The organism is Pseudomonas sp. RIT288, from assembly GCF_000631985.1.
In the GTDB taxonomy this organism is placed as follows: Bacteria; Pseudomonadota; Gammaproteobacteria; order Pseudomonadales; family Pseudomonadaceae; genus Aquipseudomonas.
The window spans coordinates 1-673 of record NZ_JFYN01000024.1 but is presented as its reverse complement, the minus strand read 5'-3'; the positions used below and the strand labels follow the sequence as shown (position 1 = coordinate 673).

General features: G+C 59.9%; 1 protein-coding gene. It reads right to left on the bottom strand.

Annotation, left to right across the window (positions count from 1 at the left end):
• A partial coding sequence (locus BW33_RS18390) for an immunoglobulin-like domain-containing protein (protein ID WP_047600344.1) occupies positions 1-673 on the bottom strand: 673 nt, incomplete at both ends.

Below are 673 nucleotides of genomic sequence, written 5' to 3'. Positions count from 1 at the left end.
TCTCGAAGTTGCCGCCGGACGCATCCTTGATCGTGACTTCGACCTTGCCGGCGTCTTTGTAAACGTCATCGGCAGGCGCTGGAACAGTCACGGTGCCGGTGGTTTTACCGGCTTCGATGGTGATGATGGAGCCATTGCTCAACGTCACAGTCACCGGAGTACCGGCTGGATTGGTCAGGGTCGCGGTGTAGACGATAGAACCGCCCTCGGCCACGGTACCGGTCGCACTGAGCGACAGGTTGGTGGTGTCGACGGTGTCGGTGACGTTGGTGCTGACAGGAGTTTTGTCGGCGACGAGGTTTTCGTAGTTGCCGCCGCTCACGTCAGTGATCGCGTTAGTCAGCGGTTCGTGACCGTTCAGCGCATCGTTCGGCGCGGTGGTGGTCACGGTGCCGGTGGTCTTGCCGACTTCGATGGTGATGTTCTGACCATTGGCCAAGGTCACCACGACTGGCGAACCGGTAACGGGGGCGCCAACGGTAGCGGTGTAGGTGACGGTGCCACCTTCAGCAGCGGATTCGGTCGCGGTCAGTTTGACCGTGGTGGTGTCAATGGTGTCAGTGACTTCAGTGACGGCTGGAGCAGTGCTTGGCACCAGATTCTCGAAGTTGCCGCCGGACGCATCCTTGATAGTGACTTCGACCTTGCCGGCGTCTTTGTAAACGTCATCGGC